Annotated in this window: 10 protein-coding genes; 4 read left to right on the top strand and 6 right to left on the bottom strand. The window is 57.1% G+C overall.

Annotated elements, in window-relative coordinates; genetic code table 11:
* Positions 1-161: 161 nt before the first annotated feature.
* Both bglS (K1558_RS20250) and bglS (K1558_RS20245) read left to right on the top strand, forming a co-directional pair.
* Entirely contained in the window at positions 162-857 is a 696-nt protein-coding gene (gene bglS / locus K1558_RS20250) for a beta-glucanase (RefSeq protein WP_420800455.1), read from the top strand.
* A 263-nt stretch (positions 858-1,120) separates the two neighbouring features.
* Positions 1,121-1,795 (top strand): beta-glucanase, encoded by a 675-nt coding sequence (gene bglS / locus K1558_RS20245; protein WP_238653514.1) that lies wholly within the window; start codon positions 1,121-1,123, stop codon positions 1,793-1,795.
* A 68-nt stretch (positions 1,796-1,863) separates the two neighbouring features.
* On the opposite strand, the gene K1558_RS20240 is transcribed toward bglS (K1558_RS20245), so the two are convergent.
* Positions 1,864-3,444: an extracellular solute-binding protein gene (locus tag K1558_RS20240; RefSeq protein WP_238653471.1), complete on the bottom strand. Its 1,581-nt coding sequence runs from the start codon at positions 3,442-3,444 to the stop codon at positions 1,864-1,866.
* Positions 3,445-3,561: 117 nt separating this feature from the next.
* Between K1558_RS20240 and K1558_RS20235 the strand changes: the two genes are divergently transcribed.
* Both K1558_RS20235 and K1558_RS20230 read left to right on the top strand, forming a co-directional pair.
* The gene (locus K1558_RS20235) at positions 3,562-5,310 is read left to right on the top strand and encodes a sensor histidine kinase (RefSeq protein WP_238653470.1); all 1,749 of its coding nucleotides are present in this window, start codon (positions 3,562-3,564) and stop codon (positions 5,308-5,310) included.
* On the top strand, positions 5,288-6,895 hold the full coding sequence (locus K1558_RS20230; RefSeq protein ID WP_238653469.1) for a response regulator: 1,608 nt from the start codon (positions 5,288-5,290) through the stop codon (positions 6,893-6,895). Before K1558_RS20235 ends, K1558_RS20230 begins: the two co-directional genes overlap by 23 nt.
* A 6-nt stretch (positions 6,896-6,901) precedes the next feature.
* On the opposite strand, the gene K1558_RS20225 is transcribed toward K1558_RS20230, so the two are convergent.
* From K1558_RS20225 to K1558_RS20205, 5 genes are all read right to left on the bottom strand, one after another.
* Positions 6,902-9,868, bottom strand: coding sequence for a GH36-type glycosyl hydrolase domain-containing protein (locus K1558_RS20225; protein ID WP_238653468.1), 2,967 nt, complete (start codon positions 9,866-9,868; stop codon positions 6,902-6,904).
* A 46-nt stretch (positions 9,869-9,914) separates the two neighbouring features.
* A complete protein-coding gene (locus K1558_RS20220) occupies positions 9,915-10,772 on the bottom strand; it encodes a carbohydrate ABC transporter permease (RefSeq protein WP_238653467.1) in 858 nt (285 codons plus the stop codon).
* Positions 10,769-11,749 carry a carbohydrate ABC transporter permease gene (locus K1558_RS20215; protein WP_238653466.1) on the bottom strand — a complete coding sequence of 327 codons (981 nt, stop codon included), beginning with the start codon at positions 11,747-11,749 and terminating at the stop codon, positions 10,769-10,771. The genes K1558_RS20220 and K1558_RS20215 overlap by 4 nt, the downstream gene beginning before the upstream one ends.
* A 69-nt stretch (positions 11,750-11,818) precedes the next feature.
* Complete coding sequence (locus tag K1558_RS20210; RefSeq protein ID WP_238653465.1) at positions 11,819-13,216, bottom strand: sugar ABC transporter substrate-binding protein; 1,398 nt, start codon at positions 13,214-13,216, stop codon at positions 11,819-11,821.
* A gap of 136 nt (positions 13,217-13,352) precedes the next feature.
* A complete protein-coding gene (locus K1558_RS20205) occupies positions 13,353-17,897 on the bottom strand; it encodes a carbohydrate binding domain-containing protein (protein WP_238653464.1) in 4,545 nt (1,514 codons plus the stop codon).
* Positions 17,898-18,079: the final 182 nt, after the last annotated feature.

Raw genomic sequence — 18,079 nt, 5'->3', positions numbered from 1 at the left:
AAGTGAAATACTCTTGTCTGCAAAAAATTGGATTTTTGTTATTTCAATTCGCAGATTGGTATAGAGTCCGCAAACCAGGTTCGTTACAATCATATTGTAAAAGCGCTTTCATTATGAGGAGGGAATCGTTCATGATAAAAAGGTTATCCAAGGTATTGGGTATGAGCTTGACGCTATTGCTGGCCGGTACGCTGGCTGGAGCGCCGTCCGTGTCGGCGGCCACTGTCTTCTATGAACCCCTGACTTACTTCAACGCAGCCACCTGGCAAAAAGCGGACGGCTATTCCAACGGCGGAATGTTCAACTGTACCTGGCGCGCGAACAATATCTCCTTCACCGGCGGCGGTGAGCTCCGTCTGGCCTTGACCAGTCCCAGCAACAATAAATTTGACGGTGCGGAATACCGTTCAGTGAACAAGTACGGGTACGGCAAATATGAAGTCAGTATGAAGCCGGCCAAGAATACCGGGATCGTCTCCTCCTTCTTCACCTATACCGGGCCTTCCGACGGAACGCCATGGGATGAGATCGATATCGAATTCCTGGGCAAGGATACGACCAAGGTCCAATTCAATTATTATACGAACGGCGTCGGCGGGCATGAGAAAATCGTCAATCTCGGCTTCGATGCCTCCCAGAGCTATCATACTTATGCGTTCGACTGGCAGCCGGGCTATATCAAATGGTACGTCGATGGTGTGCTGAAGCATACGGCAACCAGCAACATTCCGTCCCGCCCCGGCAAAATCATGATGAACCTCTGGAACGGCGCCGGCGTAGATTCCTGGCTGGGTTCCTATAACGGAGCGAATCCGCTGTACGCCTATTATGATTGGCTGAAGTTTACCGGCAACTGATTGCCTAAGTGGAACGGACCCCGGCGATGAGCAAGCGGCATCGGGCGGGGTCTTTTTTGCCCATCACAGGGCTGACCGTACCTTCATAATTTGTTATTCCAATCGGCACATTGGTATAGCAGGTACAGTCCGCTTTCAGTACGATATATAGTAAGTATTAAGACAAGACTACAGGAGGAGCAGCTTTGAGACGCAGCAGGATAATCACAGCGGCAGCAGCCCTAGCGGCTCTGTCGGCGGCAGCCATAGGGATCTGGGCCTTGATGCCCGCACCGGAATCCGCCGCAGCAGGCGTGACGGATGACTTCAAGATGTTCAATGAATCATTCTGGAAGAAGACAGACGGGTATTCCAACGGGGATATGTTCAACTGCACCTGGCGCGCGGACAACATCTCTTTTACCGATGACGGGCTTCTGACCCTGTCGCTCACCAGCCCTTCGCCCGGCGTGTACGATGGTGCGGAATACCGGACCCAGGAGAAATACAGCTACGGCAAATATGAAATCCGGATGAAGCCGGCGGCGAATCCCGGGATCGTCTCCTCCTTCTTCACTTATACCGGACCTTCCGAAGGGGAGCCTTGGGATGAAATCGACATCGAATTCCTCGGTAAAAACACCCGGCAGCTGCAGTTGAACTACTTCACTGACGGCATAGGCGGGCATGAACAGGTAATTGACCTCGGCTTCGATGCCTCCCGGGAATTTCACTGGTACGGCTTCGACTGGCAGAAGGACTCCATTACCTGGTATGTGGACGGCAAGCCGGTTCATACCGCAACCGAGAATCTCCCGTCGACACCGGGCCGCATGATGATGAATCTCTGGAACGGGACAGGCGTAGACTCCTGGCTGGAGCCGTATGACGGAACCGCCCCGCTCCACGCCTATTATGACCAGTTCCGCTATACTCCGAATCCGGCACCAGGCAAGTGACAACCGGCTCCGCCGCTGATAGGACAAGAAACCGCCTTGTATGAGGCGGTTTCTTGTCCCTGCGGCATTCACCGGCGGCTGTGGTCCCAGGCATTGACCTCTGAGGTCTCGGTCAAGCCTCCGTACGCCTTCCATTTGCTGACGAACTCATCGAAGGCTTCGATGCCGCTGTCCGCAAATATTATGTTCTGCAGGCTTTTCTGCTCCAGCTTCTTCAGCAGCTCGCCGTCACGCTTCATCGTCGCCGTTGGCGGTCCCGTGAACTGTTCCTTGCGTGAAGCCTCCTTCTGGCCGAGCAGCACGGGAGCAATATCCTTCGGAATCTCCCGGACGACCCCGGAGGGAATCCGTGCGCCGTCGAAGGTCAGTGTGTAGGAAGCGACGCGGATGTAGCCCTGAGGCAGTGCCTCAGGATGGGCGCTTGGCCTGCCGCCGGCCATCGCCCAGTCATAGCCCTCGGCCAGGCCGTTAGCTAACTCGCCGGTAGAGGTGGCATAGGAATCGAACAAATAATTCTGGTAGGTGAAGAAAATTTCAGGATACTTCATCTTCTTGTTAATCAGGATCGCGCCGTTAACCGGCAGAGTGCCTCTGCGCATCACCTGCCCGTCCGGTCCCGCAGGAATGGCGATGGCCCGGACGCGGGCCTGCGGGTCCGCGTCCGTCAAGGCGGACAAGGGCCAGCCGCGCATCCAGAATGGCCCGGCAATAATTCCGGCCTTGCCGGAGATGAACTGGTTGGCCGCACCTTCTTCATCCAGCCAGGCGCTGTCGGCGGTCAGATACCCCTTCTGCACCCACTTCTTCATGAGCTGGGAAGCCTTGCGCGCAGCCGGCTGGATGGACCCGTATTCCAGCGTCCCGTCACTCCGGCGGTTCCACTGCTCGGGAACCGTGCCGAAGGCGCCGAAGATCCAGCTGCTGTCGCCCATCCAGGTGCTGGGGCCATTACGGAACCCGACCGACAGGCCATAGGTATCCTTCATTCCGTTGCCGTCCGGGTCACGGTTGACGAAGGCATCCATGACCTGCTCCAGCTCATCCAGGGTCTGCGGAACCTCAAGGTTCAGCTTGTCCAGCCAGTCCTGGCGGATCCAGAGCAGCGGATCGGAGTTATATTCATAATCCATAATGGGAATCGCATACTTGCGCCCGCTGCGCACGAAAGGGTCCCATGCTGAGACATCCTCAGCCACAGCCTTCTTCCATACCTCAGAAGCATATTGCTCGAACAGGCTGCCGACCTCCATGAACTGCCCGGAGTCAATCAGCTGCTGGATAATATCGGCATCCCGGGTGGTGACGACATCCGGCATATTGCCCTTGGCCAGCTCAAGCCTCAGCTTGTTGGCATAGGTCTCGGAGGTGCCGGAGATGGTCCACAGATAGCGGATACGGATGCCAAGCCGCTGCTCGGCCCAGACGGTATGCACATTATGCTCCAGGCTCTCCCCTTTTTTGAAGACCAGATTCGGGTTCACGGAGCCTACTGTATACAAATCCACAGGGGGATCGTATTTGCCTTCTACCGCATTGAAGTGCGGGGCTGTGCTCTGCGGGGCAGCCGGCGGCGGGCTGACGTCAGCGCTGTGCCAAGAGCAGCCTGGCAGAGCCAAGAGCAGCAGAAGCAGCGGGAAACGGATTTTCATGAAACCACCTGCTTTTCGTAGTGTTCTATGCGGCGGACAAATTGTATTATAATCGACTTCATGAGCTTATGATACACTTCTCCATATTACAGCAAATGTCTTGCAAAGGATGATCTTATGACGGCTTGGCGTCCGAATCTATTTGTCAAAATGGTGGCCATTCTGCTCTCCCTGATTGCCGCCACGCTTCTGTTCTACGGCTTCTCCTACCGGAAGGATATCGGAGTCATCACGGAGCAGATCAAAACCACTGACCTGAATCATCTGGAATTCCTGACCCAGCAGATGGATAACAATATCAACCAGCTGGCAGGCAGCATGTACGCGCTCCAGCGGGACCCGACCCTCCGGGATTATGAGCAGATCACCGAGCTCGGGCACCTCATTGATCCTGCGGAGACCATTATGACCGTGCTGGAGAAGCTCTCCCTGCAGACCAGCTCCAGCACGTGGGAGAACCGGATCGTTCTGTACAAGCCGGGCAGCGGGGAGACGCTGGGGTCGGATTCCTCCCTCTCCTTCGATACCTCAATTCTGGAGAAGCCGCCCGTGGCCGGCTGGGAGTATATATCCGAGGACAGCTCCGGCGCAGAAGCAGGCTTCCGGCTGGTGCTGTCCGACCCCGCACAGGACATCGGGCATCCCCGGGAAGCGCAGCTGCTGCTGTCGATGTATTTTCCGGTCTCCAATATTGAACGTATGTTCGAGACCTACCAGTCGCAGAACAAGGGGGATACCTTCCTCTATCATCCGTCCCTCGGGATCATCCTCCCGCGCGGCTCAGACCGGTCCATGGCGGAGCAGATCACCTCAGCGCTGAAATTGACGGGCGGGCAGAACACCTCGGACATCTTCGATCTGAAGAAAAGCAGCTACCTGGTCAGCTCCGTGCCCTCCTCGGCCGTGAACTGGCAGGTCGTGCATTATTCGCCGCTGAAGCAGATTCTGCAGCCGATCCGCAGCAGCCGCTATTCGTTCCTGACCGGCTCCGCCATCCTGCTGGCGATGAGCCTGTTCTTCGCCTTCCAGCTCTACCGTCAGGTCCAGCGCCCGGTCAGCCTGCTGCTGCGCTCGCTGAACCGGATGAAGGAAGGACGCTGGTCCACCCGGATCCATGCTCGGACCAATCCTGAATTCACCATGCTGAATGAGGAGTTCAACGACATGGCCGAGCAGATTCAGTCGCTGATTGAGCAGGTCTATGTGGAGCAGCTCCGGGCCAAGGATGCCCATCTGAAGCAGCTGCAGTCCCAGATCAATCCGCATTTTCTGTACAATTGCTTATTCTTCATCAAGAGCAAGGCCGCTATCGGTGATACCGATTCGGTCGAGGCTATGGCCCTCAATCTCGGTGAATATTACCGCTATATTACGAAGGTGGACCACTCTCTCACCACCCTTCAGGATGAGCTGAAGCTGCTGGAGAATTACCTGAAGATTCAGAATCTGCGCAAGCAGCGTATCCGCTACGAGGTAGAGATCGAGGAGGAGCTGCTCGGCCTGCAAATTCCACGGCTGCTCATTCAGCCTCTGGTGGAGAACAGTATCATTCACGGCATTGAGCGAAGAATCGGGCAGGGCTCCATCCGGATCACCGCCGCAAGTACCGCCGGATTCATACAGATTACTGTCGGGGACAACGGCGCCGGCATGACCCCGGAGGCGATTGCGGCACTTGAGGCCCGCATCTCCGAAACCACCCGTGAGGACGGCGGCTGCGGGCTATGGAATATCCAGCAGCGTCTCAAATCGCATTACGGCGAGTCCTCCGGCCTGCTGATTGCCCCTTCCCCGGAAGGCGGCTTAACCACAACTCTCCTCATGGAGAAGAAAGAGGAACCTGATGCACCAAATCCTGCTGGTTGATGATGAACCCTATGTTGTTGATGATCTGTCCATATCAATTCCCTGGGCGGACATGGGCTTCGGCCAGGTCCATAAGGCCTACTCCGGGTATGAGGCGCTGGAGCTGCTTCAGCGCTATCCCATCGACATCGTAGTGACTGATATTAATATGCCTGAGCTCTCGGGCACCGAGCTGATTGCGGCCATCCGCAGACGCTGGAAGCATATCCGGGTAGTTATGCTGACCGGATATGCCGAATTTGAATACGCCCGCAAGGCCATTGAGGAGCAGGCCAGCGCTTATCTGCTTAAGCCGATTGCCAATGACCAGCTGATCTCGGTCATCGGCAAGCTGCAGGAGAAGCTGCGCAGCGACTGGGAGGCCTGGTCCTCCCACCAGCGGACGATGCAGACCTTCCGCGAGCATCTGCCGATCCTGCGCGACCGGCTGCTCGGGGAGCTGCTGCAGGGCCGCAAGCTGCCCGGGCCGCAGCTGCAGGAGCGGCTGGACCAGTTCGATCTGCCGTTCTCTACGGAGCAGCCCGTCTGCCTGGCCGTGGTCCGTCCCGAGGAATTCTTCCGCCGTCAGGATATGCACAGCATGCTGCTGTTCGAATATGCGATCATTAACATCGCCCAGGAGCTGTTCCAGGACAGGTTCCTGATCTGGTCCTGCAAGGATGTGCATGACTATCTGGTGTTCCTGCTCCAGCCCCGGGAGGACACGTTGCAGGACGGCAATCCGGGCAATGCGGTCGCCCAGGCCGCCTACCAGCTGCAGAATCATGTCAGCACCTTAATGGGGGGCGGCCTGTCCGTAGTCACCACGGGCTGGGGGGACTTCCCTGGTCAGGTCTATCCCCTCTACCAGACCGCCATCTCCGCCATCCGCCAGCATATCGGCAGCGAAACCGGGATCTACCTTGACACTACAGACAACAGCGGCTCGCAATCTGTAGAGATTCTTCAACCGCTGTACGAGCCGCCGCTGCTGTTCCATATGTTCGAAGCGAACAACTGGCAGGGCATCGAGGACAAGCTGAATGCCATTGTGTCCGAGCTGGCCCACAGCGCGGAGCATTCGCTGGAGCATATTCATGAAGCCCGCCTGCATCTGGAGACGGCCTTCTATTACTTCGCCCACAAGAACAACAAGATGCTCAGCGAGATTGCCGGCAATCCGCTGCTGGAGGAGGCTCCCTTCCAGACGCCGGACAAGCTGCGGGAATGGGCGATGGAGGTGATCCGTCTGCTGAGAGAGTATTTCGAATCTGAGCAGCGCAACAGCCGGTCTGAGCTGATCCGCACAGTCCATGAGTATATCGACCGCAATCTGCACTACGTCTCCCTCCAGGCGATTGCCGATCATGTGCAGATGCACCCGGTCTATCTCTCCAAGATGTACAAGCTGGAGACCGGCAAGCGGATCAGCGATTATATCAGCCAGGCCAAGATGGAAAAAGCGGCGTATCTGCTGATCCATACGCCGCTGAAAATATATGAGGTGTCCTCCGAGCTTGGTTACTCCAACGCCCATTATTTCATTAAGCTGTTCAAGGAATATGCGGGGATGACCCCGCATGAATTCCGGGACCGGGCGCTCTAGGAACGCCTAGTCTCCGAAGACCAGCTCTACCTCATGGGAGAGTCCGTCATCGATTGCCGGCACCAGGCCGTCTGTAAGGGCCTGGCCGTCCAGCGTCAGGCGTGCCGCCCCGTCCTGCATCCGGTTGAAGCCCTCCGGCTTGCGGACCCGGATATGGTAGGAGGAGCTGCCCAGCTTCAGGGTATAGCTGAATTCGGTCTGCTCTTCACGCAGCACCGGATTCAGCGCGATGCCCTGCGCTGTATATTCAATACCCAGCGCTTCCATCAGCGAGAGGGTGAGCCAGGTCGAGGTGCCGCTCAGCATCGGACCGATGTTCTCACCGGTCTCGCTGTTGTTGTATTGCGTGCAGAACCGTGGATTCCCGCAGACCGCGAACGGATCCTCCATCGTCTTGAACGGTACAATCCGGTCCAGCAGCCAATATCCCAGGCGGGACAGCTCGGCAGCCAGGTCCGGGCTGGACACTTCCTTGGCTCCCTTGAACATAGCGGCAGCGGCCATCATGCAGGCATGCTTGAACACGCCGCCGTTCTCGCGGTCACCCGGGAAGTATTCGTCCGAGGCCGTATGTGTAGACACGCGGCCCAGCGCGACCGGAGAGACCAGCTTCATGCCGTAAGGGGTCATCAGATGCTTCTTCATCGTATCCAGCATGATCCCAATCTGGGCTTCATCCGCGCAGCCGGCCAGAATGCTCCAGCTGAAGGAGTTCAGGAAGTACGAACCGTCCTTCTCCGGATCAGAGGACATGCCGTCTCCGGCAGCGCCGAGATACGTGTACTCTCCGTCCGGGTAACGGTTGAACAGCACGCGGGCGAAGAAATCACCCTTCCAGGCATGCTCTTGAATGCGCCCGCGCAGCTTTTCGCCGAACTGATTCAGCCCCTCTACATATTCATGTTCGCCCTTGCGGACCGCCAGAGCAGACAGCTCATCTACCGCCACCTTCAGCAGGAAGGCGTTCATGACGCTCTCTGAATAATCACTCTCCAGCGAATCCCCGAAGACACCGCCAGCCGCAAGCTGCTTCCGGTAGAGCTCTTCCTTGGCCGGTCCGTTCAAGTAAGTGTCATCCAGCTTCAGGCAGTCGTTCCAGTCTGCGAAGTCGAGCAGCGGCAGATCGTGGCGTCCGATCGAGATCTGTCCCGAATAGACAATAATCGCCTTCAGGGTCTCGAATACCGGCCGGGCCGCATCTTTGCCCGCTACCGGACAGGATTCATCCAGGAACTCCACATCTCCGGTCAGCATGACATACCGGTAGACGGCTTGGATCAGCCACAGCGCATCGTCGGACCATTTGCCCGGCTCTTTGCCCACCCAGAAGAAATTGTGGTACGCATAGCCCAGCTCGAAGACCATGCCGGTCCATTCCTTCAGCAGGCTCTTCACGAGTCCGCTGCGGCCCATCCCGACGAAGTAGTACATCGAGGCATACAAATCCTGAATCTCGCGGAATCCGATCTCCCGGTAGCCCTTCTGGGTCTGGCAGAAGGAACGCGAGACGAAGCTCTGGTAGAGCACCTGGAACGGCAGGTTGCGGTTCACGAACTGGTCGAAATCCGCATCACCGGAGGATACCTGCAGGAACCTTGCGTAATCCTTCACGAATTGCTGCGAATCCGCCAGAGCTTCCTCTGCCGCGCTGCGGCTGGTGAAGCGGGCAATCAGCGCGCCGACCTCATCCTGCAGCACGGTCTCTCCCCAGGCTGCACCGCTCTTGTCGGAGACGAGTCCGGTGAACTGGTCAACCGCCGCACAAGCTCCTGCAGCAACCTTAATCTCTCCCGCTACCGCGAAGAAGCCCGGCCCCTTGCGGTGCAGAATGCTGCTCAGCTTCAGCGCCCCGGACGGACGGTGCAGCGAGCCGGTGCCCACGAATTCATTGTAGTTAACACAGTATTCCCGCGGCAGGACCGCGCCATCTTCCCCGTGGATGATCATCGTATGGAAGCGCAGATCATGGCGTCCGCCATCCGGGTAATAATCCGGGCTGACTGCTGCGACCGCGCCGGATTCATCCTGCAGCACCCCGCCCTGCATGATCACGTTGCTGTACAGGACATCCTCGAACAGTGCCCCTGGAGCCGCGGAACCGAACATCCCGGTATACACCAGGCGCAGACGGCGCTCGACTTCCCCATGGTTCACGATCTCAATCCGCTGCAGCTCCGTAGCCAGGGGCAGGCCAGCGGCATGCGGCAGAATGAAAATGGTGCGGATGATCTCAAGTCCGCTGTCCAGTCGGTATGTAATGACGGTTGCATTCTGCGAATGACGGCAGACTGCCGATTCAATGCCTTCCCCGCCCGGCTCCGCTGAATAGAAAATCTGCTTCCCGTCCTCGAACAGATAGAACTGGCGGTTAGCCGGGAAGCCGTTCTCCTCCTGGCGCATATCCCAGCGGGTCGCCAGTACCTGGGTGGCGGCATGGGAACGGAAGCTTCCGCCGCCCAGCCGGTCGACCACGCTCTTCGGCGTCGTCTGGAGCGGATGCGGGAATTCGAGCCGGTTGCCCAGCAGCAGATTGACCGCGAAGTGCGGACCCGGAACCGGGGACCGCAGGTCGATGACATGCTCGCCCTCGGCGTTAAGAGCCCCCGCCCAGCCGGGCGCGGCCTTAAGCAGCGCCAGCATCTCGCTGGCTGTGGCCGCCGGGATGCTGGCGGTCTGTTCCCCGCTTCCGGCCTGGCGGATATGCAGGGACAATTCCTTGCCGTCCCCGCCCAGGGTGAACAGCGCAGAGGCCCCGGCTTCCGCCGGAAGCAGCGCCGCCACTACCGGGAGCTTCAGCAGCTCCTGGATAGCCGGCAGGCGGAGCGGCAGGCCGGTGATGCCGACCGCGCCGCAGCGCTGCGAGTCGGTGAAGACAGCGCTGAGCGGTGCGCTGCCGGTCCGGTCCGCGAAGGCCTGCCGCAGGATATCCTCAGCCGAAGCTGAGGTTTGTCTTGCAGTATGGAATGTAAGCATGATACGTCTCCTCTTTTCCTCTTTGCTGGTATGCTGTTAGATTCGGTTAACCCTTAACCGCACCCGCAGTCATACCGCTGATAAAGTATTTCTGAGTCATGAAGAAGATGACCATAACCGGCACGGTAACCACCGTAGAAGCCGCCATCAGCAGGTCATAACGCGTATTGTACTGGCCGACGAACAGGCGGATACCGACCGGAATCGTCTGTACATCCGAGCTGGTCGTAAGCACCCAGGCGAACAGCAGCTCATCCCAGGCGGTCAGGAAGATGAAGATACCTGTCGCAATAATGCCGGGCAGGGAGAGCGGCAGGATGATTTTGTAGAAGGCCTGGAATTTCGTACAGCCGTCAATTGAAGCGGACTCCTCCAGATCCCTGGGGATCGACACGAAGAAGCTGCGCATAATCCAGATGCTGATCGGGGTATAGAACGCCGTATAGACGAGAATCATGCCCCAGTACGTATTGATCATCGGCAGGCCGATGGAATTCTTGATCCACAGGAACATCAGATAGATCGGGAACAGGAACATAATCCCCGGAATGAGCTGGGTCGAGATAATGCTCATGCTGAACAGCTTCGATCCCGGAAAATCAAACCGGGCCAGCGCATATCCGGCTAACACCGCGAAGGAACCGGCCAGCAGGGTGGTTGCCCCGCAGATCAGCAGACTGTTGCGGAAATAGACGGCAAAGTTCACGGTATCCCACATGTTGATATAGTTAACCCACTGCGGCTTCGGCAGACTGAAGGTGGTAATCCCGTTCAGAATCTGGTCATTGGAGTGCAGTGAGGTGAAGATCATCCAGAGAATCGGGAAGACCGTCAGGATCACAATCACCCAAGTCAGGGTGGTCAGCAGGAACGAATTAACAGAACGTTTACGGTGTGTACTCATTGGGCATTCAACTCCGATCTAAAGACGCGGTACCAGACTCCGACCACCATCAGCATGGCGAACATCAGCATAATGGATGCGGCAGAACCCGAACCGAAGGCCCAATACCCGAAGGATTGGCGGGTCAAGGCAGTCATCAGCAGGTCTCCCCATTCGCCCGGATATCCGGCGCCGTTGCCGAACATCGTGGAGACGATGTTATAGGAGTAGACGTTGTTAATAATCTGGAATAAGAGCTGTACGGCAATAACCGGCTTCAGCATCGGAAGTGTCATGTTCCAGAACTGGCGGAACTTGCCTGCCCCGTCAATGGTCGCCGCTTCATAGATATCTTCAGGAATCGTCTGAAGCCCCGCGAGGAAAATGACCATCAGGAACGGCCAGCCGCGCCAGATGGTTGGAATAATAATGGCCCAGAGCGTGTTGGGTCCGAGCAGCCAGAACGGCTTCTCATTCATCAGATGCAGCACATCCACCAGGATATAGTTGATGATCCCGTTCTGCTGCCACATGAAGCCCCAGAGGACGCCGACCACATAGGACGGAACAACCCACGGGAGCAGCATGGCGGTGCGGGCAATACTGCGGCCCGGAAAATCACGGTTCAGCAGCATGGCCATCATCAGGCCCATGAACATGACGCCGATCGTAACGATCACAGCATAAATTGCGGTGTTGCGGATAGCGAAATTAAGTCCCTGGCGGACCGGATTGTCAGTGTTGAACAACAGGCCCACGTAATTGTCGATGCCGACAAACGGTGCCTTCAGATATTTGACCAGTGTGAACTGGTTCAGCTTCAGGAAGGACATCCAGAAGCCCTGAACCATCGGAAGCAAGTGCACAAGCAGCATGAAAATGATGGTTGGCACCATCAGCATGTAAGCAAATTTATTGTCTCTGATCCGCTTGAGCAGCACTCCACGCTTGCTGGTGGTGCTTTTGGCAGACAGACTTTTCTCAGTATGGAGTCCCATCTCGTATCCCTCACTTCTGCTAAGGGAAGAACCGCCGCACCCTTACCCTGCGGCGGCTTTCCGTTATTTCTATTGGTTAATAATGGCCTTAACTTCTGCTGCTGCGGAATCCAGCTCTTCCTTCACGCTCTCTCTGCTATACGTGCCCTTCACACCGGCAACGATATCCCACACATTGGCGAAGTGCTTCTGCAATGCCGTTTCAGTAGGTCCCCATTGCGGGATGGACGGATAGGTTCTTCCGTATTTAACAGCCTCAGTGAAGGCCTTCATGTTGGCATCCAGATCCGGGGATTCAAGCTGCGACAGCTTGGCCGGAAGCTGGCCCGATACAGCAGCGTATGCCTTCTGTGCTTCATCGCCGGTCAGGTATTTAATCACATCCCAAGTGGCTTCTTTGTTCTTCGAGCCGCTGAACACCGTCAATTCACTGCCGCCTACGAAGGTAGCCTGTCCGCTCGGACCGGCTGGAAGCGGAGCCACGGCGAAATTCTTCGCTGCCAGCTTGTCATCCATACCGCCGTTAGCCTTAGGGGTAACGAAGTTCTTCGCCAGCCATGGACCGGAGATAATCACCGCCGATTTGCCGTCACCGAAGTCACTCTCGATCTGGGAGGAGTTCTTCTCGAGAGAAGACTTGTCCACCAGTCCTTCGGCAGCAAGTCCGGTGTAGTACATTACACCGTCAAGGCCTTTATCGTCATTGAAGACTACATTCTTATTGTCTGCGGAGAGAACGTCACCGCCAGCAGCCCAGATCCAAGGGAAGATGTTGTGTACCACGTTCCAGTCGTTTTTGCCCGGAAGTCCAAGCGCAGCAATCTTCTTGCCGTCGACAGTCTGTCCGTTAACAGCCTTCAATGCGCTCTTGAAGGAATCCCAATCCTTGAACGCTGTTGCGGTATCTACACCCGCCTGCTTGAATACATCTGTGCGGTAGTAGATTGCACGGGCATCCACGAACCAAGGCACTCCGTATACCTCGCTGTCGCCTGCAATGGAGGTGGTCTTCCAGATCGCCGGCAGGAAGGCTTCAGCGCCGCCCACATCCGCTACTTTGTCAGTGATTTTATCAATACCGCCCATGCTGGCAATTGCCGGAACCCAAGTCGAGCCGAGCTGGAGCAGATCCGGGCCTTCGCCGCTGGTTGCCGCAGTTGTAATCTTAGTCCAGGCAGAGCCCCAGTCCAGCACAGTAACCTTCATAGTCACATTCGGATGCTCTTTCAGATAAGGTTCAAGTGTCTTCAGGAAGTCCGCATCCGGTTTCGGACTGTTCGGCATCACCCAGGCGTTCAGCGTAACCGGATCATTGCTTGGCGTTGCCGGAGCTGCTGTACTGCTGCTCTCCTCTTTCTTTCCCCCGTTGTTAGCAGAACTTGATTGAGTGTTGTTGTTCCCGCATGCACTGGCTGCTACCGAGAAGGCCATAAGCAGTGCAGCGATGGATACCGCTGTCTTGTTCACAATGAATTCCCCCATATCTCTCGTTTGGTGAATCATGGAGAACGGTGGCCCGTCCTCCATGTCTTGATTATAAAAGCGCCTGCGGCCAGTCTAAATACCAAATCACAAGTCTGAATAACAAAATCTAAAGCATGGATTACGGAGTACCTGCTGTTCCGTTATTGGTCAAGACAATATCATCGATATCCACCGCCAGATGACCGGCGCCGCCATTCTCGATATTCCCCAGCTCGAATGAAATGCGGCCAATGGAAGTACTGTCTTCCGCAACATTGAATTCTACGGTATATTCCTGATATCCCGTGCCCAAGTCCACAATCTTGCTCGTATATCCGTGCCAGGTATAATTGTTCGCGACATCCAGCCAGCCTATGCTGATGTTCATTTTGCGTTCAGCGGATGCCTTAGCCTTGAAGGTTAAGGTATAATGATTGCCTTCATTGTAGGCGATGCCTTCATAGAAGACCTGCCGGTCCCAGCTGTTCTTCCCTGTGGAGCCCACCTGAATCTGAAGTGCTCCGTCCACATTGTCAATCGACAGCTCTCCGCTGTCGGAGGAATAGCTGCTCCAGCCCTTCAGCGGAGCTGAGAAGTCCCCGTTAGGCACCAGGTTCTCCCCGTAAGCCTCACCATCCAGCACCGGACTTACCTGAAGCAGGGAGATATTGCTCAGCTTCACCGTGTGCGCTCCCAGCTCTTCGGTGATCTTGCCCAGGCTGAACTGGAGCACGGCTGCAGAATCCGTTGCCTTCGCGGTGAACAGGTATTCATAATGCCCGCCGTCCGGGCTGAGTCTCACTTCCTGCTCCAGATAAGGCGTCCAGTTGCCATCGTCCGTCCCGTCATGCTGAACCAGCGCTTTAATCTCTCTGGCGACCGAAGCATCGGCATCGAAGCGCAGCAGATATTTCTTGCCCTGCTCTACAGGGATGCCTGCTTGCTTCACCTGTGCATGCCAAGCCTCTGTTCCGGTTCCGCCCAGGTTGATCTGAAGTTCTCCATATACAGCGTTCATTACTGTGCTCTTCCCGGGATCGTTGTCATCCCAGTCCTTCTTGAACAGTTTCCAGTTGTCCGTGGAGGCATCCTTGAAGCTGCCGTTCACCACCAGCTCGCGGGTCAGATCCAGCCAGGCCAGATTGTAGCCGCTGCCGCCCAGACGGATGTAATAGCTTCCCGCCGGCAGCGCGAGCGGTGTCCCAACGATGGCACGGTAGTTCTTAAGACCGCCCGTATCGCCCACAGCCATGCTGTAGACTGCTCCAGTCACGCTCTGCTTGCCGGCATCCAGCACAGATAGCTTAAGCACTGAATCTGCTGAGACACTGGATACCCGCGTTACCGGAACAATTGTCGCAGCCTCAGGCAGAACCACTTTGTATTCGACTGAATCTCCTTCATCAATGCTGGTGACATCCTTGCCGCCTTCACCGCTTGGCACAAGACTGATGCCCGAGGCGGTCCAATACTGGTCTCCCCGCAGATGCAGGTAGTTGCCAAGTAACGGCGGATCAGCCATCTTCACCAGACGGACATTGTCAATCCCGGTCTGCCCTGCAGCCTGCCCAAGCAGGAACGACAGTGTACCTTCCGTACCCGAACCGCCGGACAAGGCAATCTCTGCAGTATAGTTCTTCCATTCCGGCGTTAGCGTGAACACTGATCCATCCGGGTAGACGGTCTGCCCGCCGCTGTTCTCCAGCTTGATGCCAAGCGGCTGCGCCTGATCCGATCTGGCCGCGAATGAGAGCTGATAGACTCCCGCTGAAGACATAGGAATGCCAGTCTGGGTCAGTGTCACAGCCTCCGGCGACCCTCCGGCCTGCTGGATGTCCGCCTTGAATTCCCGCTTCATCAGCGGCAGCTCCAGCGTACTGGTTACACTGGCCTGTGCCGCTGCTCCAGAGTCCGGCTTTACGGCAAAGCTCCAGTAGCCCAGCCGCGCTGCTCCCAGATCAAAGCCTCCGTTATAGATCAGATTGCCGTCTGCAAGCGGTGTGCGCACCACCGGCTCTGCCTCCGTCTCGGTCACCCGCACATTGGTGAAATAGGCGGTAATATCGTTCTGGCCCAGATTGAACTCGAACCGGGCATTGTTGTCAGACGCCTTAGTCATCGTGAAGCTGTATTCATACGATTTCCAGTCCGTCGTAAGCTGGAAATTGCGCTCCTTGGAATACGCCGTCCATCCGCCGCCGAATTCCGTCAGCTTGCTCATGAGCGGCCGCGCGGCATCCGCCTTGGCATCGAACGTCACCTTGTAGGCCTTGTCCTGCTCCAGCAGCAGCGGCATCTGGGTCAGCTGAATGGAATAATTCTGGGTTCCCGCCTCTTGGATGGCAACCTTCACGGCCTTGCCTTTATCTGGATCATCAATAACAGAGGCTGTTCCGCTGCCGCCTGCATTCTTGATCAGCTGCCAGTATTCCGGCACGCCATCCGCTGCGGCTGCACCCTCGAAGTCACCGTTATAGATCTGGTTGCCGTCAGGAAGAGCCGGACGCTGCGGAGTCGATAGCTCCGGCTTCGTCGGCCGCTGTCCAGTGACATCCGGCCATTGATCCAGGTTCTTGTATTTGTAGACACGAACATAATCGACATACATTTTATCCGACTTGAAGTCAGCCTTCGGATCGCCCGGCCAGTCGCCGCCCACCGCCAGGTTAAGAATCATGTAGAACGGACGGTCGAACGGCGCAGGATACGTGTAGTAATCCGGCTGGCCGTCGGCCTTCGTGCCCCAGTCGCTGGTCTCGAAATACAAGTTATCGTCCACATAATACCGGATCAGGCCCGGAAGCCATTCCAGTGTGAAGTCATGGTACTCATCGGCGAAGGTCTGGCCTTCCGGCAGCACATAGGTCTTGGACTGGGACATATGCGGGATGTCGTAATGAAGCGAGCCGTGCACGGTTCTCGGATACAGATCCGCCTTCTCCGTCTCACCCGCCACAGGGCCGGTCAGCTCCATAATGTCCATCTCGCCGCTTCCCGGCCAAGGGCCGTACTGCGTCTCGTCATCGGTCGGCATCATCCAGATGGCCGGCCACATGCCCTGCTGAATCGGCAGCTTGGCGCGCACGGTGAACTTGCCGTAGGTCCAGTCGCCCTTCATCTTGGAGGTCAGCTTGGCGGAGGTATAATCCTTCCCGCCGTAAGCCTGCTTCCTGGCTTCCAGCTCCAGCACGCTATTCCCGCTCTCCGTAGTCAGTGAAGCGTTGTCCGGATGGTAATATTCCAGCTCGTTATTGTATACCGTTCCGGTATCCTGGACATTCCATTTGCCCTCATCGATCGCGTGGCCGTCGAATTCATCATTCCAGACCAGCTCCCACGGATTGCTCTCGGTTGGCGGGGTTGGAGTCGGTGCTACGGTTGGTGCGGCCGTTGGCACTGCGGTTGGCGCTGCCGTCGGTGCAGCTGTTGGTGCAGGCGTAGCCTCGCCTGCACTTCCGCCGCCCGCCGCGGACCCAGGCGCTGCGGTTGGCGCAGTGCTGGCCTGCGCTGTAGCTCCATTGCCGGTCAAGCCGCGCAGCGTCTCGCCCTTCCGGAGCGCCAGCCCGTTCAGCAGCACACGGTCAGCCTGGTTCTCCAGCAGGCTGATCTGCCCCCGGTTCACAATTTCTGAACCGGCGGCGTTCACACCCGTGACCAGGTGGTCTACCCGGGAACCGGTCCCGATCTCCACCTTGGCCGGCTGAAGCAGCTCGATCCGCGCTGCGGAGCTGCCATCCTCCAGGACAAGCCTTACCGGCGCTGCGGGCTTGTTCAGCTTAACCTGCCCCAGCGCAGCTTTACGGAAGATGACTGAGTGGCTGCCGCCTCCTGTGATATGTACCGTTCCCTGTACCTTGATGCCCGAGAACGGTACTTCTCCTTCTCCTGCTCCGGCAGTCACATAAAGGTTACCGTTAACGTCTCCCCCTTGGAGCTGCACATTTGCCCGGTTGATGATCACATTGCCGGAGACGTTGCCAATAGACTGGCTCCCTTCGGCAGTGCTGATCCATCCGATCATGCGTCCCAGCAGCTCAGCCAGCTCGGCCCGGGTCAACTGCGCCTTGGGATTCAGCTTGCCTCCGGCATCGCCGCGCAGGTAACCGGCGTCCAGCATAGCGCTCACCGCTTCCTTAGCGTAGCCGCTGACCGCTGCTGCGTCAGACTGTGATGCCAGCGCAGCCTCTGAGCCTGCCGTAAGCGAGAACGCCCGGCTCAGCATCGTCATGGCTTCCTGGCGGGTGACAGCAGCCCCCGGCTGGAACCGGCCGTCTGCATACCCCTGGATTACGCCTGCTGCACTAACCCGGCTGACATCCTGGGAGTACCAGGAAGAAGCGCTTACATCACTGAATGCAGTTCGGCCGGCATCCGTGTAACGGAATACCCGGCTCACGATGGCGGCCAGCTCGGCCCGCGAGACCGGCTGTCCCGGCCGGAATTGCCCTTCACCGTCACCCTGCAGAATTCCTGCGGCTGACAGCCTGTTCACTGCAGCCGAAGCCCAGTGCTGCTTCATATCGGCATAACCGGCCGCTTGTACTGCTGTACTGCCTGTAGCTGCTGACAGTCCAGCCTGATCCTTACTGCCGTCCGCCTGCACAATCCCTGCGTGCCCCGGAACCTGAACTCCTGACAACAGGAGCCCGGCGATCAGGATTTTGGATATTCCTTTGCGGTACATCTGAACACTCCCCCTCTTGTAGAACCTTGTCGAATTCTGGCCTTGTGCCAGTCGATTTCAGTATAGGGTCCGCATTCTGGAGACGACATACCAATTCCTTAGCCCGCATAACAAAGATGCAACTTTCGCAGTTAACCTCCCCCGATCTCTGTCCTTGATTGTTGGCAAAACCAAAACATTGC

The sequence above is a fragment of the Paenibacillus piscarius genome, assembly GCF_022234545.1.
Lineage (GTDB): Bacteria > Bacillota > Bacilli > Paenibacillales > Paenibacillaceae > Paenibacillus_AQ > Paenibacillus_AQ piscarius.
Note: the sequence above shows the minus strand (reverse complement) of the source record. Positions and strands in the feature narration are given on the sequence as shown.

What these genes read in the sequence shown, in the direction of transcription:
- K1558_RS20235 (WP_238653470.1), top strand. Translation starts at nt 3,562, where the DNA reads ATGACGGCTTGGCGTCCGAATCTATTTGTCAAAATGGTGGCCATTCTG.
- K1558_RS20220 (WP_238653467.1), bottom strand. Translation starts at nt 10,772, where the DNA reads ATGAGTACACACCGTAAACGTTCTGTTAATTCGTTCCTGCTGACCACC.
- K1558_RS20205 (WP_238653464.1), bottom strand. Translation starts at nt 17,897, where the DNA reads ATGTACCGCAAAGGAATATCCAAAATCCTGATCGCCGGGCTCCTGTTG.
- K1558_RS20230 (WP_238653469.1), top strand. Translation starts at nt 5,288, where the DNA reads ATGCACCAAATCCTGCTGGTTGATGATGAACCCTATGTTGTTGATGAT.
- bglS (WP_238653514.1), top strand. Translation starts at nt 1,121, where the DNA reads ATGCCCGCACCGGAATCCGCCGCAGCAGGCGTGACGGATGACTTCAAG.
- K1558_RS20240 (WP_238653471.1), bottom strand. Translation starts at nt 3,444, where the DNA reads ATGAAAATCCGTTTCCCGCTGCTTCTGCTGCTCTTGGCTCTGCCAGGC.
- K1558_RS20225 (WP_238653468.1), bottom strand. Translation starts at nt 9,868, where the DNA reads ATGCTTACATTCCATACTGCAAGACAAACCTCAGCTTCGGCTGAGGAT.
- bglS (WP_420800455.1), top strand. Translation starts at nt 162, where the DNA reads ATGAGCTTGACGCTATTGCTGGCCGGTACGCTGGCTGGAGCGCCGTCC.
- K1558_RS20215 (WP_238653466.1), bottom strand. Translation starts at nt 11,749, where the DNA reads ATGGGACTCCATACTGAGAAAAGTCTGTCTGCCAAAAGCACCACCAGC.